Raw genomic sequence first — 25,909 nt, forward strand, 5'->3', positions numbered from 1 at the left:
ACTGCATCATCAACGGATCTGCCGCCACGACTGGCGACCACACGCACGCGGCTTGTACAGCGGATCGGCACCCGGGCTGCGCAGCACGAACGTGCAGGCCTCGGCTTCCAGCAGCTTGTCGACCGTACAGCTGGAGGTCGCAGGGTCGCACGACGCCAGCTTGGGCACGAACATGTTGGTACCGGTCACCGGCGGCCCCTGCCCCAGATCTCCGCCCTTGGTCAGGGCCACGGCCGCACAGTCGCCGGTACAGATCGAGGTGCCGCCGATGGTCGAGCTCAACCCACTCATTGACCCACCGCCGGACAACAGGTTCAGGCCATACATCCAGTTCACACCGCCCCCGCTGCCGCAGATGGCGGTACCTGGAACATAGGTGGTGAAGTACACCGTGCCGCCCTGTACGTTCGGGTTGCCCACGAAGCGCTCACCTTCGATGCTGCTGTTCACCACCAGATCCACATACCAGCCGCGAACGGTGCCGTATACGAAACTGGTGCTGCTGACGGCACGCGCCGAGTAGCCATCGGTGGCCGTAGTGGTGATGATGTTCTGCTGCACCAGGTTGGCGCGCCCGCCAGCCGCCGTCTGCAGGTTGTCCCACACGCCGTACAGGCTCTGCACCGGCGAGGAACTGCTGACTGCATTGTCATCGGCCGCAAAATACTGGCCGGTGCCGAAGAACAGGCTGACCCCACCGCTGGGACCACGAGTGACTTCGATGCCGCCCATGATCGGCTGCGGTTTGCTGTTGCGCACAGCGGTGAACAAAGGCGCCCCTCCCAATGCCACCCCCCAGTTGGCCGGGTTGGTATCGGACAGGTCGAACTTCCACAGGTTGCCCTGCATGTCGCCGCTGTAAACCGTATCAGTGATGCCGTCGTTGTTCTTCAGCGCCACCGTGGCCACGTTGATCAGCCCGTTGCGGTTGGCGTAGGCCGCACCGGTCGGGGAGATCCTGCGCAGCACCTTGCCCGTGGCGATGTCGACCACGAACAGCACCGGCTTGCCGCTGGTGGAATTGACGCCGTTGCCGAACAGCGCCACGAAACGTGGCTGGCCGCCAGCCGTGGTGCCCGATACCGGAACCACCACCGGCTTGCCAAGTACGAAGCCCAGATCCGACTCGGTCTTTCCCGACACTTCCCACAGCACGTTGCTGGCACCGAAGCCGGTCGGATTGCCTACGTCCAGCGCGAACACCGATCCGTTGCTGGCCTTGCCACCACTGGGCGCCACCGACGAGCCACCACCACCGGTGGTACCCACCAGCACAGTGCGCCAATTGCTTCCGTCGTACACGTCCGACGATGTCAGCGGACCATCCACGTAGTAGCGGTGACCGTACTTGGGGTTGGCCAGTTCAGCGATGTGCTGCAGCGACGCCGACGGAATGAATGCCAGCTCCTCGTTCCCGGCTGCGGCAGTGTCCGAACCATTGAAACCATGCAGCATGCCGTCGTTGGCACCGACATAGATCATCGTCGGCGGGCCACTACTCGCCCGCTTTGCCTTGAGATACGTGGCGTACGCCGCGCCCAGCGTCTTCTTCCATGGAGCCGCCTGGACACTCCAGTAGCCGTAACCGAAGTCATCACGGTTGGAAACGACCTCGGTACCCGAGTTGACGATATCGCCCAGCGGCGAGGTGCGCGTGCGGAAACCACTGATGGCAGCACCACGCAGGTAGCTGACCAAATTGGCCGAGGTCTTGCCGGTGTACCAGTCCGGACGCGTGACCAGGCCGAGGGTCGCAGCCTTTGCGTTGTCATCGGCACCGGGTACGTTGGCCGAAGTGAACTCTGCCACCTTCGCAGCGGTAACCGTGTCCTTGGCCGAATCGGTGGAGGTGGGCGCCGTTGCCATGTAGATGCGCCGGGTTGATGAAGCGAGCTTGCTCGATGCCCGCCACAGCTCTGCACCGTCGGCACCGGTACTGGTCACCCGTGTGGCGATGACATCACCGGTCCAGTCGTTGCTGCCGGAGGGCACGCGGAAATGGGACGCTACCGTGAACGAACCGGTGCTGATGCGCGCGCCCGAGCCGCTGCCACCGACCGGCGCATCGCCTTCAGCCGCACTGTCGAAGATTTCTTCCAGCGCCTGCTTCAGCTTGGTCGGGTTGCGAGCCAGGAAGTAGTTGTCCGGCACACCCTTTTTCTTGCTGTCCCACGCCTTGCCACCCGCAGGGACACCGTACTTCGCTGCGTACCAAAGCGGGCTTTCCAGCTGGCCAGCAGCAGTGGTCGATGCCTTGTACTTGATGACCACCGGCTTCTGCCAGTTGTTGGGGAAGTTGTTGGTGGTGCTCAGCACGGAGCCGTTGGAATTACCCGGGCGCAACGCGAGGCGCTGCACGGCGTTTGATGCATTGGAACCGGTGATCGTATAGCCCGTCAGCATCGCGTTGCCGGCATAGGCAGACAGGTTTTCGATACGGATCAGCACTTCATCAGCGGCGACGTCATTGACCAACGTTGTCCCGATCCAGTCATCATTGCTGTTGCGGGTGTAGTTGCACAACCGGGTATTGCCCACCGCGCTGTTGCTCACTTTCGCATCGGCCCGCCAGCAGATGTTGTTGAAGGCACCCGTGTCGTTGCAGGCTGCGCCCACGCAGTAGCTCAACATTGCCACGACGTCATTGTCATGGTCGTTGCCCCACAGCGAATCCTCCCAGACCAGCGAGAAACTGCCGGCCTGGGCATCGGAGCGATAGGTGCGGCCGTAGACGAGGTTACCGCCCGTGCTGTTTGCCACCTTGGTGCCGATGCCAACCGAGCCCAGGAAGCAGCTGCGCCAGCCTTTGGTGGTCTGCGTTGCGCCGCCGGAATCGTTGGCTTGGCAAAGCGGGGCCAGGCCGATCTTGCGCCCACCCACTGCAATTTCGAACTGCGGCAGATTTTCGGCCATCGCAACGGTATAAGTCGTCGCTGTCAGCTTGTAAGAGGACGGTTTGCTCTGCACGCCCGGGCGCATATCGGTCTCGGCAGCCGCCTTGGCCAGGCCGGCCATCATGTAGCTGCCTTCCATCGACGGGATATCCGGGCATATGCCGCGCGCCTTGCTCAGGCTGGTTATGGTCCGGCCTTGGCAGATATCTTCATGGGTGTTCAGCGAAGTCCCCTTGGGGGTGTCGCCGATGCGGCCGATCATGTACGTGTTGCCGGCGATGCCTTCGGCAGCGCCGATCGCATCGGTAGCCGTGGTGGCGGCGGCCAGATTGGTCACCGAGCCGATGTTGTCGCTGTCGAACGAGGGCAGGCCCGAAGACAGGACCAGGATGCTGCAGGTCGCGCAGTAGGAGTTGCCACCGTCGGCGGGCAGGCGATAGGGATCCTTCCAGGCCACGCTGGTTGGCAGGCCGCTGAGGTCGCCACTGTCCCCGTAGATCTTGGCGCCGCCCCCCACGTAGCGAAGTGCTTCGGCGTACATCTCCGCCAGCGGATTACCCCAGGCACTGCACTTCTGGCCACTGGTACCCGGGTCGGCCAGGTTGCCATTGCCTCCCTGGTCCTGACGATTGAGGATGCCGTAGGTGTTGCAGTCGTTCCAGTTGCTGCTCCAGTTCCATTGATCAATGCGGAAGTTGGAGATGGTATTGATGATGCCTTCAGAAGCACTGGCCAGCGCGTTGCAGAACTGGCCCGTAGACAGGTTGATCTCATCGCCGGCGGCACAGAACGTGGTGCCATTGCCGGCGATCTTGCCGATGTTGCGACGCAGGACGCCGCCATCGCGCGGGCTGGAATACGTGCCACTGATCAGGCCAAAGCGCAGGCGCCCGCTTTCGCCATAGGTCTGCAGCACGCCAGCCGGCTTGTAGCGATCGGTGGCGCCATCGTTGTACTTGCGACAGTAGCCTTCGCGCAGGGCTGCATTGGTCGAGCCGCAGACTTCCGCACGCACGGTGTAGTCAACTGTCGAACGCGGCGTGTCCGCGCTGCCCTCGCCGGAGCGATTGACGCCGCACTGGTAGGATGCAGTGGACGCCCACTCGGACCAGTTGCCAGAAGCAACACGCATCAACGGCGCACCATTGGCGGCGATGGTCGCATTGCAGAACGACTGCGTGCCGGAAAGTGGCGTGAAACTGCCGATGTCGCTGCCGCTGTAGACCTTGACCCAGGCATGTAGATCACTGGGGATCTGCGCGCGCTCGATGACGGTCTTGTCCTTCGTATCTTCCGAACGCTGGCCGCCATAGAGCACACCACGCATCACGTCCAGGCGGCTCATCGTCACCCAGTTGAGGAAGTTGCCCGACCAGGCGCTGCTGCAGCTGTGGCCGTTGGCACCGCCTGCGGCAGCGGACGCCTTGAATACGCCGCTGGCGTAGCCATAGCACAGCTTGGAATCGAAGTAGCCACCGTATTCGAATGCATCCAGATACGTGGTATCGAGGATGCCATCCGGTTCACCGCCCGGCCCGCCACCGATGTCGCTGTAGTCGCTGTAGGCCTTGTTGAACAGCTGCTCATCGCGCGACATCACCATCATCATCAGCGGTGGCTGGCTCTGCTTGGTGTACAGCGGCTCCTGGGCGATGTCGTAGTCGCCGAGCGCCGCCTGCAACGGAAGAATCAGCGCGGCCAGCCCGGCCAACACGGCAACCCCGGCCCCGGCGCGCAGCCAGGTGGCAGGACGGAGGCGAAGGAAACGACGTTCGTTGTTCATGGGATGAAGACCGTGTCGATGACGGCACTGGCAGAGGCGTCGGTGGGGGCATCACTGGCCAAGGCCGTGACCTGGTAGGTGTTTCCGGTTTCTTCGTTGGCCCGCTTGCCGGTCTTGATGCTGGAACCGGTATTGCCCGAAGAGCATTTGTCGATGCGTCGGGTGTAGCTGGCCGCGGTCTTGGTGATCGCGTTGGCCCAGGTCAACGGGTCGTAGGTCGGGCTGCACTCTTCTTGATCAGCGAGGAAGACGTTGGCGCCATCCAGCGCGGTTTCGATGCCGGTCTCGACCTGGCGTGCACTCGACTCAGCGTTCTGGAACGCCAGGTTCGTACGCAGGTAATTGGAGGCCATGCGCTCCTGCATGCTGGTGACCTGCATGCCCGCGATGCCGATCAACGCCAACAGAATGAGCATGATGAGGGCCACGTAGAGCACCGCGCCGCGTTGGCGACGGGGAGCGACGGGCCGGAATCGGTATGAGCGCATGATGACCTCAGTTGCCGAACAGGCGGTTACGCAGTGCGACGGTGGTCTGGTAGACGGCACGCATGCGTCCATCGGTAGGGGCGGTATAGGTCACCCCCATGGATACCAGCGCGGCGTTGGAGTCTGCCTGACGGGCTGCTGCCGGATCCGGACTGGAGACCAGCAGGCCCACCTGGACGACGCCGACACGTCGCCAGGCCAGGCCGATGTCGCTGGGCAGCGACTCCTGCACGGCCTTCGCCGTACCCTGACGATCGATGTAACCCGAAGGCCGGGCGCCCAGACTACGGTCCTGGCCGTAAAGCAGTTGCAGATTCTCTACACCCTCCACCATCGCTTCCGGGCTGGACGCAACCAGATCGCCGTTGGGGGCCGCACCAAAGCGCACGCGGTACAGCGAGCTCTGCTTGGTCGTCGCGTCGTAACCCACGTAGTAGACGGCGCTTTCAGCGCGATACAGCATCGCCTGACCAAGCATGTAACCATTGCTGAAAGTGCGCGAGCCGTTCAACTTCACGGTATCGAAAGTGATGGTGCCAGTCGTTGCGTTGACTGCACTGGCCTGGAAGACCGTGGCAGAACCACAATCGGCAACACCGAAAAGACCCGGATTGGTCACGCCGCTGCGCAGCACCGACCAACGCGCGGCTTCAAAGGTGTACACCGGTTTTTCGATGGTGCCGCCGATGGCGGTGATCGGAACGCCGTCAGGCATCAGGTAGCGCAGCGCAATGATGTCGCTGCCGTCGACCCGGTTGGTCAACGCGCTGGAGATCGCCGTCGGCAATGCCGGGGTATAGGCGGTTCCCCCCGTCGCTGGTGTCGCTGCCAGCGTGAGTGTCTTGCCAGGCTCGGTGCCGGTGGCCTCGTAGCCTTGGATGGAACGCATGAAGTCGAGGCCAGGGTTGGCCGCGCCATCCAGGGTGGACTGCAGTGTGGACAACGACTCCAGCGTGTGCGCTTGGTCGTTGGTGCAGCCGAAATGTCCAGCCATGCGGATCTCACGCTGCAGCGTATCCATCGCGAAACGGCTGTTTTCCTGCACGCGGGCAAGACCTTCGGACAGCTGATAGGCGGTGCGCGAGGCGGAGAACACCTGCACCACCGCCAACAGGATGATCAGGCCGATGACCAGCGAGATCATCAGCTCGATCAGCGACAGGCCCTGCATGCGCCGGGCAGAGAAGCTGGCGCGGCTCACAGGCGAGTACTCGCGGTGAAGGTGGTGTCGACCGCATCCGCCTTCCAGCGTTCGTCGCCCCACGTGACCTGGACCGAATACTGATTGCCATTGCGGGTGACCGAGGCTTTGCTCTCCGCACCCAGCGATTTACCCAGGCGGCAGCGCCAGTCGGTCATGTAGGTGTCCTTGGCGATGGCCGCCCCGGTTGGCGGCGCACACTTGGTGGTCGTTGCGGTGTAATCACCCACGTACACCGGCGCGGCAACACGGTTGGCGCGGATCTGATCCAGCAGTTCGTAGCTGAGATTGGTGGCCTGCGTGCGGAAATTCGCACTCTGCACGTAGCGGACATTCATCGTCTGCAGCAGGGCGAAGCCCAGCAGGCCGAAGCCCAGCACAAGGATTGCGATCAGCACTTCGATCAGGGTGAAACCCTGTTGCGTGCGTCCGGAAAACCGACGACGTTGGTAAGCGGCGCGTGTCACTTGCAGGCCTCCTTCTGCAGGCGGGTCTGCCCGGTAAGCGAGATGGACAACCGCCGCTGCAGCGGTTGGCTGCCGCAATCGGCCGGACGCAATGTGATGTCCTGCGCGGTCACGGCACGGCTGCGGCCACGGGGGTCGAATGCGATGGTAAGGGCCTGGTCGCTGACGCCCTGCATCTTCGTCCGGGCCTCTGCATAGCGCAGCACGGCCTCGCCGGTATCGAAGCTGCCATTGCCATTGGCGTCGTTCCAGACCATCCAGCCATCCGTCCAGGACTTGCCATCGCAGCTGGTGCCCGCCGTGGAAGCACAGACCCCGCCACCATGCGTACCGCGAATGGCTTCCGAGCGCGCCAACGCAAGCGCAGCAATCAACTCGTTGCTGGTGGTGGCCATCCGGTTGGAGCGAATCGTGCCCTGAAAGCTGGGATAGGCAATGGTGCTCAGGATCGCCAGCACGGCAATCGTGACCATCAGTTCGACAAGCGTGAAGCCCTTGGACCGGCGCGATGACATTGGACGCTCCCCAGCGTGTTGGTGGCCACGATGGCGCACCGGCCTGCCGCCAGCAAGCGGCGGCAGGATGAACGGTCAGATCCGGGCGACGGGCGTCAAAGGCTTGACGTCCCGCCCTCCCCCGGACGATCCGGCACGGCCCCCGCCGCGCCGCCCAGCCGCCCTCCCCAGGCTTACGCCAGCACCTGGTAGCAGGGCTGGTACTCGCCGGAGATCTTCATCCGGCGCTGCTCGACGAAGGCGCGCAGCAGCCCGTCCAGGGCCTGCATCATGTCGGGGTCGCCATGGATCTGGAACGGCCCGAACTCCTCGATGCGGCGCATGCCGTCTTCCTTCACATTGCCGGCGACGATGCCCGAGAACGCCCGGCGCAGGTCAGCCGCCAGCGCGTGTGGCGCACGCCCGTGATGCAGGTCCAGCGCAGCCATCGCTTCGTGGGTCGGCACGAACGGCTGCTGGTACTCCCACGGAATCTCGATGGACCAGTTGAAGAAGAACGAATCCTTCTGCGCAAGGCGATGTTCACGCACGCGCTTGATGCCGGCCGACATCTTCTTGGCCACCGCCACCGGGTCGCCAATGACGATTTCGTAGCGCTCGGCCGCAGCGTCGCCCAGGGTCAGGCGGATGAAGCGGTCGATCTGCTCGAAATACGGCGCGGCCACGGTCGGACCGGTCAGGATCAGCGGGAACGGCAGGTCCTTGTTCTCCTCACGCAGCAGGATGCCCAGCAGGTACAGGATCTCCTCGGCGGTACCCACGCCGCCGGCGAACACGATGATGCCGTGGCCGATGCGGACGAAGGCTTCGAGGCGCTTCTCGATGTCCGGCATGATCACCAGGTGGTTGACGATCGGGTTCGGCGACTCGGCGGCGATGATGCCCGGCTCGGTCAGGCCGATGTAGCGCGTCACGGTCCGGCGCTGCTTGGCGTGGGCGATCGTGGCGCCCTTCATCGGGCCCTTCATCGCGCCCGGGCCGCAGCCGGTGCAGATGTCCAGGCCGCGCAGGCCCAGCTCGTAACCGACCTGCTTGGTATACAGGTATTCATCGCGCGAGATCGAGTGGCCGCCCCAGCAGACCACCAGGTTCGGATCACCCGGATTGAGGATGCGCGCATTGCGCAGCAGCCCGAACACCGCATTGGTGATGCCCTCGGACGACTCCAGCTCGGCCGCGTAGGCCGGGCCCATCTCGATGGCCATGTAGGCCAGGTCGCGGACCACCGCGAACAGCAGCTCGGCCACGCCGCGGATGATCTCGCCATCGACGAACGCCATCGCCGGCGCATTAGCCAGGTCGATGCGCACGCCGCGATCCTGCTGTGCGACCTGGATGTCAAAATCGGGGTAAAGATCGCGCGCGGCGCGCGGATCATCGGAGGCACTGCCACTGGTCAGCACGGCCAGCGCGCAGCGGCGCAGCAGCTCGTGCATGCCACCACTGGAGGCGTCGCGCAGGCGCGCAACCTCGGCCCGCGACAGCACATCCAGGCCACCACGCGGGTAGATCCGCGCGTCCTGCACCGGCAGCGTCCGCGCTGCCTTTTCATTCGTTGTCATATCCACTTTTCTGCTTCCTTTAAGGTGTCCGACTGTACTGCCGCCCCCTTAAAAAGCAAAACGGCCGGGAAGCCCGACCGTTGGATAGGTGCGTCCCGCGTTCGCCGCTCCGGGACCGCTTCGGCGGCATCTGCGCCGCGCACGTGTCCGGATGCTACGCCGATGCCCTGCCCCCTGCAAGGACTTTCGCCTGAACGGAAAACGGCCGGGTTTCCCCGGCCGTTTCCGTATGCAGCAACTACGTCAGTTCATCAGAACTGGTAGCGGAAGCCCAGCTGCAGCGACCACTGCGACACACCCACGTCGAAGCCATCGGCGTCGGCGTTGGCGACGGTCGGGGTATCCGCACCGCGGTAGTTGTACACGTACTTGCCCTGGTACATGCCCTGCAGGGTGGCAACGCGGCTGTCGGCGAAGAAGCCGTAGTCGTAGATATTGCCCCAGTCCTTGTTGATCATGTTGCCGACGTTCTGGATATCCAGCCAGATCTCCGACTTGTGACCCTTCATGAAGCCCGGCAGCTGCTGGCTGATACGGATGTCGAAGGTATTGATCCAGCCGCTGCGGAAGCCGTTGGCCGGAGCTGCGCTGCCGGCGTACTTTGCCAGGTCAGGATTGGCGGCCAGCCAGGTGAAGAAGTCCTTCTCCATCTGCGCGTTGGCAGTGAACTGGCCATTGGCAGCCAGGTTGCCGAACAGCACATCGCCCGGGCCCTTCGGCACGTAGAACAGGTCGTTGGCCGAACGGCCGTCGCCATTGGCGTCGTTGGCGTACACGTAGCTGTACGGACGGCCGCTGCGGCCTTCGTACACCAGGCCGATCTTGGTCTCGTAGTCACCGAAGAACTTGTGCTTCCAGTTCAGCGCGCCCGACAGGCGGTCGCGGATCTGGTAGCGCGAGGTGTTCTCGACCGGGCTGTTGGCGTCGAAGGCGTACTGGTAGTTCCAGCCCGAACTGGCGGTGGAGCTGGTCAGCGAGCCGACTTCGGTGGCATCGGTATAGGTGTAGCCGATGTTCCAGGACCAGTCGCTGGTGTCGCTCCACGGCTTGGACAGCGACGCGGTGAACTGCGAAGTGCGGCCCTTGTCGGTGTTGTTGATCAGGTAGACGTTGTTGTAGGCGGTGTTGCGCTGCACGCGCGCGTCGCCGTTGGCCCACGCACCGACCTTGTTCTGCGCGTAGTACATGTCACGGCCGTCCGGACCCTGATACTGCACCGGGCCGAGGTTCAGGTTCTGGTAGAACAGACCGTCCTTGACTTTGGTGACCAGCAGCTCGGCCGAAGCCACGATGCCGTACCACGGGGTTTCATGGTCGAAGGCCAGGTTGGCCTTGTAGATCGACGGCAGCTTGAAGTCATTGCCGACGAAGTTGACATTCTGCTGGGTCGAGCCCGGGCCGGTCGGTACCGGCTGGCTGTCCTTGTCGCCGTTGAACTTCAGCCCAGCATTGTAGGCATTGGAGCGCAAGCTGTAGACGGTGGTGTTGAAACCGGTCGCCGAGTAGCTGTTGCTCAGCCACACCTGCGGGGAATCGCCCTGGAACAGGCCGACGCCACCGCGCAGCTGGGTCGGACGCTCGGTGTCGAAGGTGTAGTTGAAGCCGAAGCGCGGCTGCACCAGGAACTTGCTTTCGAAGACCTTGCTGTTGTTGTAGCCGAAGAAGGTCGACGCAGCAGCGTTGTAGGTCGGGTTCGGGCTGGTGTCCGGACGGTCGGCACGCAGGCCCATGGTCAGGGTCAGGTTGCTGTTGACATACCAGGTGTCCTGCACGAACAGCGCCAGGTTGCTGTACTTGTAGTCAGCAGCGATCGAACCCGGGGTACGCTCCGGGGCGTAGTCGTAGGTGCTCCAACGGCCGGCAGCGAAATTATCCAGGCCGTAGAAGGTGTAGGCACCCCACGAGTTGGCGCCGTAATAGTTGTAGATGTCGTTGGTGTCGTACGAGGCACCGAACTTGACGTCGTGATTACCCAGGGTCAGGGTACCTGCACCGTAGTAGTTCCACGCCTTGGTGGTCAGGATGTTGTCCTGCGAGTTGACTTCGGTACCGAGGTACAGCGAGTCACCCGACGGCGCAGCGGTGGTGCCATCGAAATAGATGCGCACGCTCGGAGCGTTGGTATTGACTGCACGGATCGCCGAGAACTCGCGGTAGGAGGCCTTGAACTCGGTCGAGAAGTTGTCGGTCCAGTCGCTGAACAGCTGGGCGACGTAGCTCTCATTGGTCTTGTTGTGCTGGTACCAGTACGAGTTCAGCGAGGCCGAGCTCGTGGTCATGCCGTTGATGCGCAGCTTGCTCTGGTCGATCTTGCTGTAGCGGATGTTGGCGCGGTGGTTGTCGCTGATGTTCCAGTCCAGCTTCAGCGCGTACTCTTCCATCGAAGTGTCGCCGTTGCTTTCGATCCCACCGGCGTCGATGCCGTAGCCCTGCGCGATCTGCTGCGCACGGGTCACGTCAGCCAGGGTGAACTGGCCATTGGCCTTGCCCAGCGGGGTGGTGCTGAGATCGGCGCCCGGGGCGGACTGCTCGAACTTCTCGTAGTTGGCGAAGAAGAACAGCTTGTCCTTGACGATCGGACCACCGACGGTCATGCCGTAGGTCTTTTCCTTGGTGAAGCCATTGAACGGCTGGCCTTCCGGGTTGTCGCCGAACCAGTCGCCGTCACGGTAGGTGCCGTACACCGAACCGTGGAATTCATTGGTACCCGACTTGGTCACCGCGTTGACGGTGGCGCCGGCGGCAGCAGCGATGCTGACGTCGTAGTTGGACAGGTTGATGTCCAGCGCTTCGATGGCTTCCATCGCGACCGGCTGGCGGCGGGTCGGCATGTTGTTGCCTTCCAGGCCGAAGGTATCGCTGGCCGAGACGCCGTCGATGCTGATCGAGTTGAAGCGCGGGTTCTGGCCGCCGGCCGAGATCGAGCCCGAGGCGCGATCGATGAAGGTCACGCGCGGATCCAGACGCATCAGATCCTGAATGTTGCCGCCGATGGACGGCGCAACTTCGATCTGCTGCTGGCTGATGTTGGTGCCCGAACCCATCTTGGTGGCGCTGAACACTTCCGAGCCGCCGCCGACAGCGGTGACCTGCACGGTGTCCAGGTTGGTCGCGGCGAGGTCGCCGGCCAGGGTGGCATTGATGGTGCCGGTCTGATTCACGCCCAGATAGACGCCATCTTCGGTCTTGGTGCCTTCACCCGGCTTGGTGATGGTGATCGAGTACGGACCACCCACGCGCAGGCCGCGCGCGTTGTAACGACCCGCCGCATCGGTGGTGGCACGCGAAACGGTGCCCGACTCGGTGTGGGTGATGGTGACTTCAGCACCGGCGACGGGCTGGCCGGCGCGGGACACGACCTGGCCGCCGACACCGGCAGAGGTGCTCTGGGCGAAGGCGGGAGCGGCGGCGAGCGCAGCCACGAGACCAAGGGTGAGCTTGGACATCCGGAATGGGTGAGTCATTGTTCGGTAGCCTCGATGCGAGTTGGCGATGGCGGAAAAAAAGCGCATCCAAGCAGCCTTGCGGGCGGCTGTTCGGACATTTATCTGGGGTTCCCTACCGTGAACGGCAGCTGCCGCAACGGTTAACACTAGATTAACACGCTACGCTTTCAATGTGACGGTTGTGCGACAAACGGCACCGGATCGCAACGCTATCGTGACGGAATCTTCATTCCGCTTTACTAACGTCTTCACTCTTCGATGGCGGATTGCCCGCATCGAGCACCTGCCCGCGCCACGCCTGTCCAGCGGCGGACAACAGGGTCACGGCCGCAGCAGCGGCCGCCTCCGGGCCACGTGCGGCCGGGTCCTGGTCGATCGAATAGGCCCGCGCCCGCAGGGCGGTACGCAAGGGGCCGGGGTAAAGACCACTTACCCGCACCGGGCTTCGGGCCAGCTCGTCATGCAGGCTGCCGATCAGCCCGCGCAGACCATGCTGGGCGGCACCATAGCCGCCCCAGTAAGCCTGCCCCACCCGCTCAGGAGCATCCACGGTGAATACCAGAGCCGCGTCTTCACGCTCGCGCAGCAACGGCAGGCAGGCCTGGGCCAGCCAGGCCGGAGCGGTCAGGGTGACGTGCACGGCACGGGCGAAACTGGCCGGGTCGGCCAGCTCGAACGGGGTCAGGCCGGGAAAGTGCGCTGCACAGATCAGCAGGCCATCAAGACGTCCCAGCTCCTGTGCCACGGCCTGGGCCAGTTCGGCATAATCGTCGGGACCTGCACCTTCCAGGTCCAACGGGTACAACAGGGGTTCCGGCCCCACCGCCTGCACCTGGGCGTAGACCCGGTCCAGCCGGCGTGGCTTGCGCCCCAGCAGGACCACGGTCGCTCCCGCCTCGGCGGCAGCCACAGCCGCGGCACTCCCCAGCCCACCACCGGCGCCAGCAACGAGCACCACGCGATCCTGCAAAGGGCGGCCATCGAGCGCCCCGTCTGCCGGTGACGTCGATGGCCAGGCGCTCATCCCTGCGCAGCCTCTTCGACGATGCGCTTGAGCTCGCCGGCTTCGAACAGTTCCATGACGATGTCGCAGCCGCCGATCAACTCACCGTTGATGAACAGCTGCGGGAAGGTGGGCAGATTGGAGAAGCGCGGCAGGTTGGCGCGGATCTCGGGCTCTTCCAGAACATTGACCGTGCGCAGCGCAACGGCGCCCGCGGCCATCAAGGCCTGCACGGCACGGCTGGAATAGCCGCACATGGGGTATTGCGGGGTGCCCTTCATGAACAGCACGAGCGGGTAACGATCCACCTCGGCCTGGATTTGCTGCATTACCGCCACACCTCACTCCTTGCTTCGCCGGACAAACCAACCGTGATGGTCGGCTAGACTGCCCACGGTAGTCCCCATTGTAAGCCGATGGTACCGGCTGCCGCCGCCCCCTGGCCACGAACCTGTCCATGCCCGTCGAATTGCCCGCACTGCCCTACCTGCCCTCGTCCCTGCAGCCGCACCTGTCGGCACAGACCGTGGAACTGCATCACGGCCGCCACCATCGCGCCTACGTCGACGCGGTCAATGCCGCCATTGTCGGCACCGAATGGGAAGAAGCCACGCTGGAGGACATCGTCCACCACGCCCAGGGCGCACTGTTCGATGCCGCCGCCCAGGCCTGGAACCACGGCTTCTACTGGCAATGCCTGCGCCCACGCGGCGGTGGCGAACCGCAGGGCCGTCTGGGCGAGCTGGTCAAACGCCAGTTCGGCGACGGCCAGCGTCTGCGCGAAGAGTTCAACCGGACCGCGCTTGGCCTGTTCGGCTCCGGCTGGGTGTGGCTGGTACAGCACCCGGGTGGGCAGCTCGGCCTGCAGGCCACGCGCAATGCGGGTACGCCATTGACCGGCGACAGCACGCCGCTGCTTTGCTGCGATGTCTGGGAGCACGCGTACTACACCGACTACCAGAATGATCGTGCGCGTTATCTGGAAGCATTCTGGCAACTGGTGAACTGGGAGTTCGCCGAGAACCAGCTGCGCTGATACGGACGGACATCCGCCGGGCATGGCCCGGCGCTACCGGCATCACGCCAGGCCGTGGTGGGTGGTGGGCGTTGCGGGCCAGCGGCCGGCACTACCAGCATCAGCGACGTCTGCCGGCCAGCGGCCGGCATTACCGGGACAGCGGCGCCGGCCGGCGAGCGGTCGGCACGCCTTCGCTCAGCGGTTGCGCAGCGCGTGCACGGCCGGGGCCACCTGGGCCTGGCGGTCGAGCTCCAGGCCTACCTGCTCCAGCGCATCGGCCAGTGCATCGGCATCATCATCACGCAGGGTGGCATGCCCCACCTTGCGGCCGTCACGTGATTCCTTGCCGTAATCGTGCCAATGGCCGCTGGCCTGCTGCAGGACCGGCGTCGGGTCAGGCATCGCCCCCAGCCAGTTCAGCATGCAGGCATGGCCAAGCATGCGGGTGCTGCCCAGCGGCAGGCCGAGTACCGCGCGCAGGTGGTTCTCGAACTGGGAGGTTTCGCTGCCTTCGATGGTCCAATGACCCGAGTTGTGCACGCGTGGTGCCATCTCGTTGGCCAGCAGTTCACCGTCGCGGCAGAACAGCTCCAATGCGAACACACCCACGTACTGCAGGTGTTCGGCGACACGATGGGCATAGCCGATCGCCGCTTCGTGCTCGGCAGCGGACAGCACCGCGGGTGCCACGCTTGCCGACAACACACCGTCGACATGCCAGTTGCCGGTGACCGGCCAGGCCCGGAAGCTGCCATCGCGGCCGCGCACGGCCACCACGCTGACTTCACGCTGGAAGGCGACGAAGCCCTCGAGGATCAGGCCGGTGCGCTCGACCTGCGCACCCAGCGCCTGCCATGCCGCCTCGATATCCGCTTCGCTGCGCAGGCGGAACTGACCCTTGCCGTCGTAGCCCAAGCGGCGGGTCTTGAGGATGCACGGCAGGCCGAATTCGGCGGCCTTGGCAGCCAGCTCGTCGCGGCTGCGGATATCGGCGAACGCCGGCAGCGGAATACCCAACTGCTGGAACAGGGTCTTCTCGCTCAACCGGTCCTGGGCCACGGCCAGCGCGGACGGCGGCGGGTAGACCGGCACACGGTCGGCCAGCCACTGCGCGCTGTCAGCTGGCACGTTCTCGAAATCGAAGGTAACCACGTCGACTTTGGCAGCGAAGTCCGCCAGGGCCTGCCGATCATCGAAGGCGCCGACGGTGAGCGGCGCCAGCGGGCCACTACAGGCGTCGGCGGCCGGATCATACAGTTCGAAGCGCAGTCCCAGCGGCGCACCGGCCAGGACCATCATGCGGGCGAGCTGACCGCCGCCGAGGATGCCGACGGTCAGGCTCATTGGCGCGGATCGTCGTGGGCCATCACATCTTCGGTCTGGCGTGCGCGGAACGCGTCGAGCGCCTGGCCGATCGCCGGCTGGTCGCTGGCCAGCATCGCCGCAGCGAACAGCGCGGCATTGGACGCGCCGGCATTGCCGATGGCGAAGGTGGCGACCGGGATGCCGGCGGGCATCTGCACGATCGACAGCAGCGAATCCATGCCGTTGAGGGCCTTGGACTGTACCGGCACGCCCAGCACCGGCACCGCGGTCTTGGCCGCGATCATGCCCGGCAGGTGCGCAGCACCGCCGGCACCGGCGATGATCGCGCGCAGGCCACGCGGACCCGCCTGCTCGGCGTAACTGAACAACACATCCGGCGTCCGATGGGCGGACACCACCTTCACTTCGAACGGAACACCCAGAGCTTCAAGCTTCTGGGCGGCGTGCTGCATGGTTTCCCAGTCGGAGCGGGAACCCATGACGATGCCGACAAGCGGCGCGATCGGGTTGGGGGTCATTGGCCGTCACCTGCCTTAAAGACGTATTCTAGCCATCTTCCACGCAAGACGAAGAACCATGGATCGCAAGCTGCTCGACCTGCTGGTATCGCCCGATACCCGCCAGCCCCTGTCCCTGCTGGATGGCAAGGGCCTGGAAGCCCTCAACCGGGCGATCGCCGCCGGTACCGTCAACCGCGCCGATGGCAACCCGCTGGCGCAGCCGCTGCGCGAAGCCCTGGTCACCCGCGACCGCAAGCAGGTATTCCGCGTCGACGACGGCATTCCGGTGCTGTTGGCCGAAGAAGCCATCCCGACCGCACAGATCGCCGACTTCCCGACCGCATGAGCGCGCTGCCGACGCCGGATCCAGCCGTCGTCGCGGCCGATGTCGCCCGCGCGTTGGCCGAGGACCTGGGCAGTGGCGACGTCACCGCCGCCCTGCTGCCCGACCAGCCCGACAGTGCCTACCTGCTGTGCAAGCAGGATGCGGTGATCGCGGGCCGTCCGTGGTTCGATGCCACCCACCGCGCACTCGATGCGGACGTGCAGATCGAGTGGCGGGTGGCCGAAGGCGACAGCGTCAGCGCTGGCACCGTGCTGGCCCTGCTGCATGGGCGCAGCCGCAGTCTGGTCAGCGCCGAACGCACCTCGTTGAATTTCCTGCAGACCCTGTCCGGCACAGCGACCACCACTGCCCGCTACGTGGCTGCGGTGGAAGGTACGGGCACTCGCATCCTTGATACCCGCAAGACCCTGCCCGGCCTGCGTCTGGCGCAGAAGTACGCGGTGCGGTGCGGCGGCGGCGACAACCATCGCTTCGGCCTGTACGACACGGTGATGCTGAAGGAGAACCACATCCGCGCGGCCGGTTCACTGGCTGCGGCTGTGTCGGCCGCCCGCCAGCAATGGCCACAGCTGCCGCTGGTGGTCGAGGTCGAGGACCTGGAACAGCTGCGGCAGGCGCTGGAAGCCGGCTGTGAACGCATCCTGCTGGACGACTTCAGCCCGGAACTGCGGCGCGAAGCGGTACGCATCACCGAAGGCCGCATTCCACTGGAGGTGTCCGGCAGCGTCGGCCTCGGCGGCCTGCGCTCGATCGCCGAAGATGGCGTGGACTGCATTTCCATCGGCGGCCTGACCAAGCACGTGCAGGCAATCGACCTGTCGTTGAAACTGGGTCCGCCACCGGGTTGAGGGTGGATTCGCGGATCGTGATGTTGCCGGCCAGCGGCCGGCACTACCGTTCTCACACCCGGCGTTCACAACGGCGCTGCGACGCTGCGGCCATCCCCCACAGGAGCCGCGCATGCGCCGGATGCTCTTGCCTGCCTGCCTGCTGCTGGCAGCGACGCCCTTCTCGGCTGCCGCTGTCGAAGCCTGCGATGTTCCACCTCGTTTCGGCCTGAGCCCATTGGCGATCGCCATCCGCAACACCGCCTGCAACGAGCATCGGCTCTGGTATCGCCCCTTCATCGACCGTGACGGCCGCGCCGCCAGTCTCAGTGTCACCGAGGCCGAAGGCGATCATCTGGCCGACAACGGCCTGATCGCCTGGCAACGGGTCACCAGCTACTGGCGCGAAAGCGGCACGCTCAACGCGCTGGGCAGCCAGCCCGGCGCCAGCAGCTGCCTGGCACCGCTGGGCACGCGTTACACCGACAGCGATTGCCGCGCCTTCCTGATCGACAATCCGTGGTCGGCGGCCTTCATTTCCTGGGTGATGGTGCGTGCCGGCGTACCCGGCTTCAATACTTCCCCACGCCATATCGACTACATCCGCGCCGCCTACCAGGCAGGCCCTTCCGGCGTGCCCTACCGCCTGGTGGACCCGGCCACCGCCAAGCCTGCGCCGGGCGATCTGCTGTGCTTCCTGCGCGACCGCAGCAGCACGCTCAGTTACAGCGGATTGGTGCAGGCCCTGGGCAACGGCTCGGTCGGCCATTGGAAGTCGCATTGCGAAGTGGTGGTGGCGGCCAACCTCGGTGGCGACCAGACGCTTTACCTGGTGGGCGGCAATGTCATGAACACCGTGGCGATGCGCCTGCTGCAACTGGATCGCACCGGCACGATCAAGCTACCGCCGCCGCGCGAGCGCGATACCACCGGCATCGACCCGACCTGCACGCCGGGCCGTGAGGACGAATGCAGCTTCAACCGGCAGGATTGGGCCGCGCTGCTGCAGTTGAATGCCACTGCGCCGCGGGTCGCACCGCTTCCGCCGGTGATACCCGCTGCGCCGACACCGTTGCCGCTGCAGCCGGCAACGGAGCCTGGCAGCAATCGCTGAGCAGATGCCGCTTGATCCGGTCGCCATTCGTCGCCATCTTTGGCGGATCGACACCTGACGGCTGACGCCATGCCCACCCTGCTGTTCCTGCTGATTGCCGGCGGTATCGTCTACTTCTTCTGGAACGCAGCGCGTTCGGCCGCCGAACGTGCGATCGAACTGGGCCGCAACGCCTGCCGTGCCGCCGATGTGCAGTGGCTGGACCAGGCCGTGCACGCCACGGGCCTGCGCCTGTCGCGCGGGGAAGACGGACGCCTCGGCTTCGAACGCACCTTCAAGTTCGAGTATTCCTACGACGGCATCGATCGCCATGTCGGCCGCATGGTGCTGCGCGGCGATCAGCTGGTTTCCTTCACCGGCCCGGGCGCGGCACGGATCAGCCAGATCCGTGCGGACAACGAAGAGGCCGAGGATGTGTAGGGGCTAAAGGTGTGCCGACCAACGGTCGGCCCCCACCATTACTTGACCACGCGCAGGGTCGGACGGCCTTTCGGCGGCGGACCAGCGGGCGGCGTGTCGTCCGGCGGCGTCTGCTCATCGTCGTGCAGCAGCTCATCACTGGCCGGCGCCGGCTCGCCACCGGGAATGTCATCCGGCAGCGCCATGCCCTGCCCGGTTTCGCGGGCATATACCGCCAGTACGGCGCTGATCGGCACCTGCACCGGATAGCTGGTGCCGGAGAAGCGCGCCGAGAAGCTCACCGACTCGTTGTCGATCACCAGCCGTACCACCGCGCGTTCGGCGATGTTGAGCACCACCCGGCCATCCTTGATGGCTGAAGGCGGAACCTGCACGCCGGGAACGCCGGCGTCGACCAGGATGTGCGGCGTCAGCTGGTTGTCATTGATCCATTCCACCAGTGCCCGCAACAGGTACGGTCGGTGGCTGGTCATGTGGAAGAAGTCTTCGGTCATGCGTGAAGTGTAGCGCCCGACGCCCCGGCCGGGGCGGATCGCCTGCACGCCGGTCGGCGTGCAGACGGGAAAGCGGATGGCGGATCAGCCCGGCAGATCGCGCAGTTTCTTTTCCTGATCGGTCAGGCTGCGGACGAAACCGGGGTGGCGGAAGATACGGTTGCCGTAGTCCTCGATCGCCTTGCTGTCCTTCGGCAACGGCACATCCAGCGACTGCAGGCGCCAGATGATCGGCGCCATCGCGCAGTCGGCCAGGCTCATTTCCGGGTTGAGGAAGAACTTGCTGGCCTTGAACAACGGCAGCGATGCCGTCAACAGTTCCTTCAGCCGCTTGCGCCCTGCCTCGGCCTGGGTCTTGTTGCCCAGCTGGATCGCCTGCACCTGCGGCACCCAGTCGTGCTCGATACGCAGCATGGCCAGGCGGATGCGAGCGCGCGACAGCGGATCAACCGGCATCAGCGGCGGATGCGGATAGCGCTCGTCCAGATACTCGCTGACCACCGACGCGGCATACAGCACCAGCTCGCGCTCGACCAGGGTCGGCACCGAGTGGTACGGATTGAGATCGATCAGATCTTCCGGCGGGTTCTGTGGATCCACCGGTACGAAGTCGAAACTCACGCCCTTGGCCGCCAGCACCAGGCGCACACGGTGGCACAGTACATCGTCGTTCGAGGAAAACAGCGTCAGTGTATTGCGCATGCGTACGCTCGCCGCCATCAAAGGCTCTCCTACGACAGGAGACCGCCTGCCGCATCGGCGCCGCCAGCACCGTGCTGACGGTCGACTCCTCCCCGAGTGTGCAACCGACCATCACAAAAGCCAATAGGCCCGTTGCGATGGCCGGCCCTGGATCAGTGCACGTCCTTCCAGTATTCCTTCTTCAACAGGTACACCAGGAAGGTCAGCAGGGCCAGGAACAGGATCACCCAGACACCGAGCTGCTGCCGCTTCAGCGCGGCCGGCTCGCCGGCGTATTCAAGGAAGTTGGTGATGTCGCGCACGGTCTGGTCGTACTGTGCCGCATCGACCGAGCCCGGGCTTTCGATGCGCAGGCCCGTCACCGGCGGATCCATGCCCGGCGCTTCGGCCTTGCCATGCACCGCATGCTGCAGGCCCTGCATCTCCCACAACGGATTGGGCATGGATGCGTTGGCAAACAGCGCGTTGTTCCAGCCCAGCGGGCGGCTGCTGTCCAGGTAGAAAGACTTCAGGTAGGTGTAGATCCAGTCGCTGCCGCGCACCCGGGAAATCAGGCTCAAGTCCGGCGGCATCTTGCCGAACCACTTTTCGGCCTGCTCCTTGGGCATCGCCACCGGCACCGGATCGCCGATCGCCGAGCCGGTGAAGTTGAGGTTGTTCATCACCTCTTCCTCGCTCAGCCCCAGGTCATCGCCCATCCGCGAATAGCGCAGGTACTTCAGTGCATGACAGCCACTGCAGTAGTTCATGTACAACTGGGCGCCGCGCTGCAGCGACGCCCGGTCACCCAGGTCGTTGCCGGCCTGCAGGAGCTTGGTGCCGCCCTCGGCAGCCATGGCCAGGGTACTGCCCAGCATCAGGGCGGCCGCCAGGGCCAGCCGGACCATCCAGCGCTCAGTCATGCGTGGTCACCCTTTCCGGTACCGGCTTGGTCTTGTCCAGCCTTGTCCATATCGGCATGGTGATGAAGAAGGCGAAGTACAGGAAGGTCAGCACCCGCCCGACATAGGTCTCGTGCGCATCGGTACCAGGACCGGAACCGATCACCATCAGCCACGCAAAGCACACCACGAACATGCCCAGCAGGCCGCGCGACAGCCAGCCGCGGTAGCGGTAGGACTTGACCTTGGCCCGGTCCAGCCAGGGCACCAGGAACAGGATGGCGATGGCCGAGAACATCACGATCACGCCACCCAGCTTGTTCGGCACCACCCGCAACATCGCGTAGTACGGCGTGTAGTACCAGACCGGCTTGATGTGCTCGGGGGTGACCAGGCGATTGGCTTCGGTGAAGTTGTCGTGTTCCAGGAACAGGCCACCGAAGGCCGGTGCGAAGAAGATGATGAAGGCCGCGATGATCAGCAGGAAGCCCGCGCCGACGCCGTCCTTGAGCGTGTAGTAGGGATGGAACGGAATGCCGTCGGTCGGCGCGTTCGGTGACCAGCGGTTGCCCTTCGGCCCCTTCTTGATCTCCACGCCATCAGGATTGTTCGATCCCACTTCATGCAGCGCGCCCAGGTGCAGCACCACCAGCAGCAGCAGGACCAGCGGCAGCGCGATCACGTGCAGTGCGAAGAAGCGGTTGAGCGTGGCGTCGCTGGGCAGGTAATCGCCCATGATCCATTCGGTCAGGCCGTTGCCGATCACCGGAATGGCGCCGAACAGCGAGATGATCACCTTGGCGCCCCAGAACGACATCTGGCCCCACGGCAGCACGTAGCCCATGAAGGCTTCGGCCATCAACACCAGGTAGATCAGCATGCCCAGGATCCACACCAGTTCGCGTGGCTTCTGGTAGCTGCCATACAGCAGCCCGCGGAACATGTGCAGGTAGACCACGATGAAGAACAGCGAGGCACCGGTGGAGTGCATGTAGCGGATCAGCCAGCCCCACTCCACGTCACGCATGATGTATTCGATGGAGGCGAATGCTTCGGCGGCATTCGTCTTGTAGTGCATGGTCAGGAAGATGCCGGTGACGATCTGGTTGACCAGCACCAGCAGCGCCAGCGAGCCGAAGTAGTACCAGATGTTGAAGTTCTTCGGCGCGTAGTACTCACTGACGTGCTTGCGATAGATCGGCATCAACCCCGGCGCGCGGGCATTGACCCAGTCGGCCACGCCGGTGGCGGTACGGCTGAGGATGTTGGACATCAGGCAGCCCCCTGCGGATCGACACCGATGATGATGGTGTTGTCGTCCTGGTAGTGGTGCGCGGGCACCTTCAGGTTGATGGGTGCGGGCACGTCCTTGAAGACGCGGCCGGACATGTCGAAGCGCGACTTGTGGCAGGGGCAGAAATAGCCCCCCTTCCATTGGGGGTCGTAGGGCTCGGGGCGGATTTCACCGACCATTTCCGGCGAACAGCCCAGGTGCGTGCAGAGACCGACCAGCACCGAGATCTCGGGCTTGATCGAGCGCAGCTCCGGGTTCTGCTTGAGCACGTACTCCGGCTGCTGGTCCTTCTCGCCGGACTCGGGGTCCTTCAAGCGGCCATCCAGCCCATGCAGCGCGTCAAGGATCGCCTTGGACCGTTTGACGATCCAGATCGGCTGGCCACGCCATTCCACGATCAGGCGTTGGCCTTCCTGCAGGGCGCTGATGTCGGCCACCACCGGTGCGCCGGCAAGCTTGGCGCGGGCACTGGGGTTCCAGGATTTGATGAAGGGAACTGCGGTGAATCCGACGCCGACGGCGCCCACCACGGCTGTGGTGGCAGTAAGAAAACGCCGACGTCCGGTGTTGACTGGATCGTGTACCCCATCGTTGGCCATCCGGCACTCCGATATTGATTAGGTAGCTTTAAGGCTGCCAGCGGTTCCGGTGGGGGCCAGAGCCGCATTGAATCTCGGTCGAGTGTAGCGGAACCGTTGCGCGCCACACAACGCATTGCAACAACATAGTTTGCGGGGTTGCCGGCCAGCGGCCGGCACTACCTGTTCAAAGGTGTGCGACTGACAGTCGACACCTACCTGTTAACGGTGGGCCGACCAACGATCGGCACCTACTGCTTGCTCAGCACCGTGCGATAGCGCTCGGCCAGCTGGCCGACCCGGCGCACGTAATACTGGGTCTCGCTGTAGGGAGGCACGCCGCGATGGCGATCGACCGCGCCCTCGCCCGCGTTGTAGCCGGCAGCGGCCAGGGTCAGGTCTCCATTGAAACGCTTCAACAGCCACGCCAGATACTGCACACCGCCACGGATGTTCTGCCCCGCGTCGTAGGAATCGCTGACGCCGAAGCGCGCGGCGGTGGGCGGCATCAGCTGCATCAGGCCCTGGGCGCCGGCACGGCTGAGTGCGGTCGGGTTGTAGGCCGACTCGGCATGGATGATCGCGCGTACCACGGCCTCTTCCACCCCGAATTCGCGTGCGGCCGAGGTGATCTCGCTCTGGAAGGCCGTGGTGTTCAGGCGCACGCTGCCGAAATCGACGCGCGGATTGACCCCGCAGGCGTAGCAGCGCTCCATGAAGCTGTAGCGGATCGTCCGCACCGGGCCGAGGTTGGCGACCTGGGTCGGGCGTGCGCTGGTGTAGTGGCGCACCCCGTCCTGCATGTACGAATAGACCTGTCCGCTGACCATCCTGCCGCCGCGCGGACTGGCCGGCGTAGCGGCCGCTGCGGGTGCCGGGGTCGCTGCGACAGCAGGACTGGCCGCAGCGGCGGCGACCGCGACCGGATTACGCTCGGCGTTGGCCACCACTGCAGCAGGTGCCGCAGGTGCTGGTAGCGGGGTTGGCACCGGCGTGGCGACCGCAGCGCGCACCGCCCTGCCCGCGCTGCGGGTGTAGCTGATGGTGCTGCATTGGGCACCGGCCACCCGCTTGCTGACATAGCTGGTGACACCGTCGGCGCCGAGGCACTTGTACAGGGTACCGGCGCTGGCCGGCGCAGCGGTCAGCGCAGCGATGATGATCGCCGTTATCCCCAGTCTCCCCTTCATGGCCGCGAGTGTCCCAGCTTCGCTGCAGCTTGCCAAGGGCGCCGGCTCAGACCGTGACGGCGGGCACGGCCAGGACCTGGCCGAGCCCGGTCAGGCGCTGGGCCAGCTCCTCGCGCAGCTCGGCCGGCATGGTCCACACCGCCACCGGCAGGCGATCCAGGCTGAGGATCTGGGCCAGCATCATGCCGCGGCTTTCCGCGCCCATCCGCAACAGGCAATGCGCTGGTCCGTCGGCCTCCAGCACGCCGCACCAGGGTGGAATGCGCCCGGTCAGCTCCGCTTCGCTGCCGGCCAGGCGCAGGACGGCCTGCAGCGCGAACGGCGCCTGGCTGACCGCCTGACGCACCATCACATCCGGCGGCGCCGGAGTGCGCCGATGCAGGCCGGGCTCTGGCAGCGGACGCACTGCGCCCATCCGGTCCACGCGCAGCGTGCGCCAATCCTGCCGCCCCAGGTCCCAGGCCAGCAGATACCAGCGCCGTCCGTAGTTGACCAGGTGCTGGGCCTCGACTTCCCGTTGCGTCACCGCGTCCTGCGCGCTGCGGTATTCGAAGGCCAGCCGCGCGGCCTGCCGGCAATGCTGGGCCAGCTGCCCGAGCAGGCGCGCGTCGGTGGACGGCAGGTCAGACAGGGTCGCAGTGGCGGCATGCACTTCGCCGGCCTGCTGGCGGCGACGCGCCGGCACCAGCGGGTCGAGCTTGGACAGCAGGCCCCGTGCCGTGTCGTCGATGCCGGAGACCGTGGCCGACGCCGCGCGCAGGGCAATCGCCAGTGTGGTGGCCTCCTCCTCATCCAGCAGCATCGGCAGCACCGGCGCACCCGCACCCAGCCGATAGCCCCCGCCTACGCCTGCCGAGGCCTGCACCGGGTATCCCAGCTCGCGCAGGCGCTCGACATCGCGGCGGATGCTGCGCCGGTCCACGCCCATGCGCTCGGCCAGCTCGGCGCCGGACCAGTGACGGCGGGCCTGCAGCAGGGAAATCAGGCGAAGCAGGCGATGGGCGGTATGGCGCATGAGAGATCGCGGACAGAAGTCGTCCGCAATTGTGCCCCAGCATGACCCCACTTCACCACCACCTGCAGGGAGCAATGCCATGACGTCACGCCAGATCACCCTCTACCACGCCGCCCGTTCACGCTCGAGCGGCGCTGTCGCCCTGCTCGAAGCGCTGGGCGCCGACTACCGCATGCAGGTGCTGGACCTGAAGGCTGGCGCCAACCTGGCCCCGGCCTACCTGGCGATCAACCCGATGGGCAAGGTGCCGGCCATCGTCCACAACGGCGCCCTGGTGACCGAGCAGGTGGCGATCTATCTGTACCTGGCCGACCTGTACCCGGAAGCAGGGCTGGCGCCGCCGATCGGCGACGCCCTGCGCGGCCCTTACCTGCGCTGGATGGCCTTCTATGGCGCCTGTTTCGAGCCGGCGATGATCGACCGGGCGATGCGCCGCGATCCTCCGCCGCATGCGATGTCGCCCTACAACGATGCCGATACGGTGCTGCAGGTGATCGAAGCACAGCTCGCGCAGGGACCGTACCTGCTGGGCGAGGTGATGAGTGCGGCCGACGTGCTGTGGGGCAATGCGCTGGCCTGGACCAGTGCGTTCGGCCTGGTGCAGCCAGCACCGGCGACGGCCGCCTACATCGAACGGATGAGCGCGATGACCGCGTTTGATCGTTCGCGGCAGATCGATGCGGAGCTGATCGCGGCGTAAGGGCACTCGCCGGGCACGGCCCGGCGCTACCAAACGGGGCGGGATGCGGGTGGCGCGGGACCATGGCGCCGCGCGAGCGCAGGGCGAGCGGGGCGGGATGCGGGTAGAATCGCCCCCTTTCCCGCCACCCGAATGGATTAAGCGC

General features: G+C 65.1%; 24 protein-coding genes. 6 read left to right on the forward strand and 18 right to left on the reverse strand.

Translation table 11 applies throughout. The features are described 5' to 3' along the window. Window positions 1-9: 9 nt before the first annotated feature. The 9 genes from AC1DKR_RS12380 to grxD form a co-directional block, all read right to left on the reverse strand. Entirely contained in the window at window positions 10-4,677 is a 4,668-nt protein-coding gene (locus AC1DKR_RS12380) for a pilus assembly protein (protein WP_478033075.1), read from the reverse strand. Next, window positions 4,674-5,165 carry a pilus assembly PilX family protein gene (locus AC1DKR_RS12385; RefSeq protein ID WP_312786241.1) on the reverse strand — a complete coding sequence of 164 codons (492 nt, stop codon included), beginning with the start codon at window positions 5,163-5,165 and terminating at the stop codon, window positions 4,674-4,676. Before AC1DKR_RS12385 ends, AC1DKR_RS12380 begins: the two co-directional genes overlap by 4 nt. Window positions 5,166-5,172: 7 nt before the next feature. After that, window positions 5,173-6,366, reverse strand: coding sequence for a PilW family protein (locus tag AC1DKR_RS12390; protein WP_312786242.1), 1,194 nt, complete (start codon window positions 6,364-6,366; stop codon window positions 5,173-5,175). Beyond that, a complete protein-coding gene (gene pilV, locus AC1DKR_RS12395) occupies window positions 6,363-6,833 on the reverse strand; it encodes a type IV pilus modification protein PilV (protein WP_223494716.1) in 471 nt (156 codons plus the stop codon). Before pilV ends, AC1DKR_RS12390 begins: the two co-directional genes overlap by 4 nt. Beyond that, window positions 6,830-7,348, reverse strand: a complete 519-nt coding sequence (locus AC1DKR_RS12400; RefSeq protein ID WP_312786243.1) for a GspH/FimT family pseudopilin — start codon at window positions 7,346-7,348, stop codon at window positions 6,830-6,832. Before AC1DKR_RS12400 ends, pilV begins: the two co-directional genes overlap by 4 nt. A 173-nt stretch (window positions 7,349-7,521) precedes the next feature. Further along, window positions 7,522-8,910 (reverse strand): nucleotide 5'-monophosphate nucleosidase PpnN, encoded by a 1,389-nt coding sequence (gene ppnN / locus AC1DKR_RS12405; protein WP_223494715.1) that lies wholly within the window; start codon window positions 8,908-8,910, stop codon window positions 7,522-7,524. Window positions 8,911-9,161: 251 nt separating this feature from the next. Beyond that, on the reverse strand, window positions 9,162-12,374 hold the full coding sequence (locus tag AC1DKR_RS12410; RefSeq protein WP_478033079.1) for a TonB-dependent receptor: 3,213 nt from the start codon (window positions 12,372-12,374) through the stop codon (window positions 9,162-9,164). Window positions 12,375-12,582: 208 nt separating this feature from the next. Next, window positions 12,583-13,380 (reverse strand): SDR family NAD(P)-dependent oxidoreductase, encoded by a 798-nt coding sequence (locus AC1DKR_RS12415; RefSeq protein ID WP_478033081.1) that lies wholly within the window; start codon window positions 13,378-13,380, stop codon window positions 12,583-12,585. Next, window positions 13,377-13,697 carry a Grx4 family monothiol glutaredoxin gene (gene grxD, locus AC1DKR_RS12420; protein WP_025875264.1) on the reverse strand — a complete coding sequence of 107 codons (321 nt, stop codon included), beginning with the start codon at window positions 13,695-13,697 and terminating at the stop codon, window positions 13,377-13,379. The genes AC1DKR_RS12415 and grxD overlap by 4 nt, the downstream gene beginning before the upstream one ends. 119 nt (window positions 13,698-13,816) lie before the next feature. Between grxD and AC1DKR_RS12425 the strand changes: the two genes are divergently transcribed. Further along, window positions 13,817-14,395: a superoxide dismutase gene (locus AC1DKR_RS12425; protein WP_478033083.1), complete on the forward strand. Its 579-nt coding sequence runs from the start codon at window positions 13,817-13,819 to the stop codon at window positions 14,393-14,395. Between the two features lie 177 nt (window positions 14,396-14,572). Here AC1DKR_RS12425 and AC1DKR_RS12430 read toward each other — a convergent pair whose 3' ends face one another. Continuing rightward, complete coding sequence (locus tag AC1DKR_RS12430) at window positions 14,573-15,721, reverse strand: 5-(carboxyamino)imidazole ribonucleotide synthase (RefSeq protein WP_478033085.1); 1,149 nt, start codon at window positions 15,719-15,721, stop codon at window positions 14,573-14,575. After that, window positions 15,718-16,221, reverse strand: coding sequence for a 5-(carboxyamino)imidazole ribonucleotide mutase (gene purE / locus AC1DKR_RS12435; RefSeq protein WP_005412808.1), 504 nt, complete (start codon window positions 16,219-16,221; stop codon window positions 15,718-15,720). Before purE ends, AC1DKR_RS12430 begins: the two co-directional genes overlap by 4 nt. A 58-nt stretch (window positions 16,222-16,279) precedes the next feature. Between purE and AC1DKR_RS12440 the strand changes: the two genes are divergently transcribed. The 4 genes from AC1DKR_RS12440 (at window position 16,280) to AC1DKR_RS12455 (ending at window position 18,910) form a co-directional block, all read left to right on the forward strand. After that, a complete protein-coding gene (locus AC1DKR_RS12440; protein WP_089240025.1) occupies window positions 16,280-16,549 on the forward strand; it encodes a Trm112 family protein in 270 nt (89 codons plus the stop codon). Continuing rightward, entirely contained in the window at window positions 16,546-17,397 is an 852-nt protein-coding gene (gene nadC / locus AC1DKR_RS12445; RefSeq protein WP_025875271.1) for a carboxylating nicotinate-nucleotide diphosphorylase, read from the forward strand. Before AC1DKR_RS12440 ends, nadC begins: the two co-directional genes overlap by 4 nt. A gap of 112 nt (window positions 17,398-17,509) precedes the next feature. Continuing rightward, on the forward strand, window positions 17,510-18,490 hold the full coding sequence (locus AC1DKR_RS12450) for a DUF2272 domain-containing protein (RefSeq protein WP_312107884.1): 981 nt from the start codon (window positions 17,510-17,512) through the stop codon (window positions 18,488-18,490). Between the two features lie 69 nt (window positions 18,491-18,559). Beyond that, the gene (locus AC1DKR_RS12455; RefSeq protein WP_025875275.1) at window positions 18,560-18,910 is read left to right on the forward strand and encodes a DUF3301 domain-containing protein; all 351 of its coding nucleotides are present in this window, start codon (window positions 18,560-18,562) and stop codon (window positions 18,908-18,910) included. Between the two features lie 38 nt (window positions 18,911-18,948). Here the strand turns inward: AC1DKR_RS12455 and AC1DKR_RS12460 are convergent, their stop codons facing one another. The 7 genes from AC1DKR_RS12460 to AC1DKR_RS12490 all read right to left on the reverse strand — a co-directional run bounded on the left by AC1DKR_RS12460 (window position 18,949) and on the right by AC1DKR_RS12490 (window position 25,064). Continuing rightward, window positions 18,949-19,404 (reverse strand): ClpXP protease specificity-enhancing factor, encoded by a 456-nt coding sequence (locus tag AC1DKR_RS12460; RefSeq protein WP_025875278.1) that lies wholly within the window; start codon window positions 19,402-19,404, stop codon window positions 18,949-18,951. Window positions 19,405-19,488: 84 nt separating this feature from the next. Beyond that, complete coding sequence (locus tag AC1DKR_RS12465) at window positions 19,489-20,124, reverse strand: glutathione S-transferase N-terminal domain-containing protein (protein ID WP_089240017.1); 636 nt, start codon at window positions 20,122-20,124, stop codon at window positions 19,489-19,491. Window positions 20,125-20,258: 134 nt separating this feature from the next. Further along, a complete protein-coding gene (locus tag AC1DKR_RS12470) occupies window positions 20,259-21,008 on the reverse strand; it encodes a cytochrome c1 (protein WP_442243719.1) in 750 nt (249 codons plus the stop codon). Next, window positions 21,001-22,260, reverse strand: coding sequence for a cytochrome b (locus AC1DKR_RS12475; protein WP_025875284.1), 1,260 nt, complete (start codon window positions 22,258-22,260; stop codon window positions 21,001-21,003). Before AC1DKR_RS12475 ends, AC1DKR_RS12470 begins: the two co-directional genes overlap by 8 nt. Beyond that, entirely contained in the window at window positions 22,260-22,880 is a 621-nt protein-coding gene (gene petA / locus AC1DKR_RS12480; protein WP_025875286.1) for a ubiquinol-cytochrome c reductase iron-sulfur subunit, read from the reverse strand. The genes AC1DKR_RS12475 and petA overlap by 1 nt, the downstream gene beginning before the upstream one ends. Window positions 22,881-23,110: 230 nt before the next feature. Beyond that, window positions 23,111-24,049 carry a lytic transglycosylase domain-containing protein gene (locus AC1DKR_RS12485; RefSeq protein ID WP_442243720.1) on the reverse strand — a complete coding sequence of 313 codons (939 nt, stop codon included), beginning with the start codon at window positions 24,047-24,049 and terminating at the stop codon, window positions 23,111-23,113. 46 nt (window positions 24,050-24,095) lie between these two features. Beyond that, window positions 24,096-25,064, reverse strand: coding sequence for a helix-turn-helix transcriptional regulator (locus tag AC1DKR_RS12490; RefSeq protein WP_442243721.1), 969 nt, complete (start codon window positions 25,062-25,064; stop codon window positions 24,096-24,098). 79 nt (window positions 25,065-25,143) lie between these two features. On the opposite strand from AC1DKR_RS12490, the gene AC1DKR_RS12495 reads away from it, so the two are divergent. Then, on the forward strand, window positions 25,144-25,764 hold the full coding sequence (locus AC1DKR_RS12495; protein ID WP_105163793.1) for a glutathione S-transferase family protein: 621 nt from the start codon (window positions 25,144-25,146) through the stop codon (window positions 25,762-25,764). Window positions 25,765-25,909 lie beyond the last annotated feature (145 nt).

Source organism: Stenotrophomonas sp. 01N47 (genome assembly GCF_056399165.1).

Excerpts from the sequence above, each read along its gene's own strand:
- AC1DKR_RS12450 (WP_312107884.1), top strand. The coding sequence starts at position 17,510 with ATGCGCCGGATGCTCTTGCCTGCCTGCCTGCTGCTGGCAGCGACGCCC.
- AC1DKR_RS12485 (WP_442243720.1), bottom strand. The coding sequence starts at position 24,049 with ATGAAGGGGAGACTGGGGATAACGGCGATCATCATCGCTGCGCTGACC.
- AC1DKR_RS12440 (WP_089240025.1), top strand. The coding sequence starts at position 16,280 with ATGGATCGCAAGCTGCTCGACCTGCTGGTATCGCCCGATACCCGCCAG.
- AC1DKR_RS12415 (WP_478033081.1), bottom strand. The coding sequence starts at position 13,380 with ATGAGCGCCTGGCCATCGACGTCACCGGCAGACGGGGCGCTCGATGGC.
- AC1DKR_RS12400 (WP_312786243.1), bottom strand. The coding sequence starts at position 7,348 with ATGTCATCGCGCCGGTCCAAGGGCTTCACGCTTGTCGAACTGATGGTC.
- purE (WP_005412808.1), bottom strand. The coding sequence starts at position 16,221 with ATGACCCCCAACCCGATCGCGCCGCTTGTCGGCATCGTCATGGGTTCC.
- AC1DKR_RS12460 (WP_025875278.1), bottom strand. The coding sequence starts at position 19,404 with ATGACCGAAGACTTCTTCCACATGACCAGCCACCGACCGTACCTGTTG.
- AC1DKR_RS12380 (WP_478033075.1), bottom strand. The coding sequence starts at position 4,677 with ATGAACAACGAACGTCGTTTCCTTCGCCTCCGTCCTGCCACCTGGCTG.
- AC1DKR_RS12385 (WP_312786241.1), bottom strand. The coding sequence starts at position 5,165 with ATGCGCTCATACCGATTCCGGCCCGTCGCTCCCCGTCGCCAACGCGGC.
- petA (WP_025875286.1), bottom strand. The coding sequence starts at position 22,880 with ATGGCCAACGATGGGGTACACGATCCAGTCAACACCGGACGTCGGCGT.
- nadC (WP_025875271.1), top strand. The coding sequence starts at position 16,546 with ATGAGCGCGCTGCCGACGCCGGATCCAGCCGTCGTCGCGGCCGATGTC.
- ppnN (WP_223494715.1), bottom strand. The coding sequence starts at position 8,910 with ATGACAACGAATGAAAAGGCAGCGCGGACGCTGCCGGTGCAGGACGCG.
- AC1DKR_RS12465 (WP_089240017.1), bottom strand. The coding sequence starts at position 20,124 with ATGGCGGCGAGCGTACGCATGCGCAATACACTGACGCTGTTTTCCTCG.
- AC1DKR_RS12470 (WP_442243719.1), bottom strand. The coding sequence starts at position 21,008 with ATGACTGAGCGCTGGATGGTCCGGCTGGCCCTGGCGGCCGCCCTGATG.
- AC1DKR_RS12475 (WP_025875284.1), bottom strand. The coding sequence starts at position 22,260 with ATGTCCAACATCCTCAGCCGTACCGCCACCGGCGTGGCCGACTGGGTC.
- AC1DKR_RS12410 (WP_478033079.1), bottom strand. The coding sequence starts at position 12,374 with ATGACTCACCCATTCCGGATGTCCAAGCTCACCCTTGGTCTCGTGGCT.
- AC1DKR_RS12430 (WP_478033085.1), bottom strand. The coding sequence starts at position 15,721 with ATGAGCCTGACCGTCGGCATCCTCGGCGGCGGTCAGCTCGCCCGCATG.
- AC1DKR_RS12495 (WP_105163793.1), top strand. The coding sequence starts at position 25,144 with ATGACGTCACGCCAGATCACCCTCTACCACGCCGCCCGTTCACGCTCG.
- AC1DKR_RS12490 (WP_442243721.1), bottom strand. The coding sequence starts at position 25,064 with ATGCGCCATACCGCCCATCGCCTGCTTCGCCTGATTTCCCTGCTGCAG.
- AC1DKR_RS12455 (WP_025875275.1), top strand. The coding sequence starts at position 18,560 with ATGCCCACCCTGCTGTTCCTGCTGATTGCCGGCGGTATCGTCTACTTC.
- AC1DKR_RS12425 (WP_478033083.1), top strand. The coding sequence starts at position 13,817 with ATGCCCGTCGAATTGCCCGCACTGCCCTACCTGCCCTCGTCCCTGCAG.